Annotated in this window: 1 protein-coding gene; it reads right to left on the reverse strand. The window is 70.1% G+C overall.

Translation table 11 applies throughout. The annotated features are described in order from the left end of the window. Nucleotides 1-653: 653 nt before the first annotated feature. On the reverse strand, nucleotides 654-955 hold a 302-nt coding region (locus ETD96_RS45655; RefSeq protein WP_171069559.1), incomplete at its 5' end, for an HNH endonuclease signature motif containing protein.

Below are 955 nucleotides of genomic sequence, written 5' to 3' on the forward strand. Positions count from 1 at the left end.
GGGCTGCGCGGGTGCGTGATCAGGCGGACTGCAGCCAGGGCGGCGGACGCCCCACGCGAGGGGGCCACTGGACCTGCGCGGGAGGAGCAGTAGACGGACTGCTGTCACGCAACCTTCAGCCTTCACGGATGGTGGGCGATCGAGGCAAGGGGGGCGTCGGATCCGCGCGGGCGGAGCGGTCGGTGCAGACGCGAGCCTGCGGCCACGCAACCTTGAGCCCGCATTGGTAGGCGACCAGGTTGGGCCCAGACCCACGCTGACAGGGCGGCCGGCCCTGGGGCGTAGATGCGTGAGCATGCGGCCTGTGACCAGGAAGGCGGGTGATCAGAGCGAGGCGCCATCGAACCCGCATGGGTGGAACGGTCGGCGCGGGCGTGGACCTGCCATCACGCAACCTTGAGCCTGAGTAGTAGGCGGTCAGGCTGGGCCCCGGCCTCAGGCCCGCGCCGATGAGACAGCCGAGTCTTGTGCGTGGGTGCACACCGGCGAGCGCGTCACCGTGATCGACCGCGCCGCCCGCACCGTTACGACCTCGGTCGGGGACGCCGTCCCCTACGACGCGCTTTGTCCTGGCCACCACTTCGGTGCCGTGTGCGCCGCCGGTCCAGGGCGGACCTGTCCGGCGCGCACGGCGGCGAGATCGCCGGGCGTGGTCATGCGGCCTGGAGCCAAGGTGGTGGGCGGCCGGGTTCGGAAAGGGCTCTGGTTCCGGGTGGGTGAAGGCGGTAGGTGTAGCGGCCGTCGGGTGTTTTAGTGATGTGGATGCGGTCGGGGTGGGTGTGTTTGTAGCGGTTGTGCCATCCGCAGGTGAGGGCGAGTTGGTCGATGTCGGTGGGGCTGTGGCCGAGGGCCCAGCCGTTGACGTGGTCGACTTCGCACAGCGTCCCTGGCACCTCGCAGTCTTGGACGGCGCAGGTGGAGTACAGGGTTTCCAGGACCTGGCGTTGTGGGGCGG

Origin of the sequence: Actinomadura geliboluensis, from assembly GCF_005889745.1 — a bacterium.
Classification (GTDB): domain Bacteria; phylum Actinomycetota; class Actinomycetes; order Streptosporangiales; family Streptosporangiaceae; genus Spirillospora; species Spirillospora geliboluensis.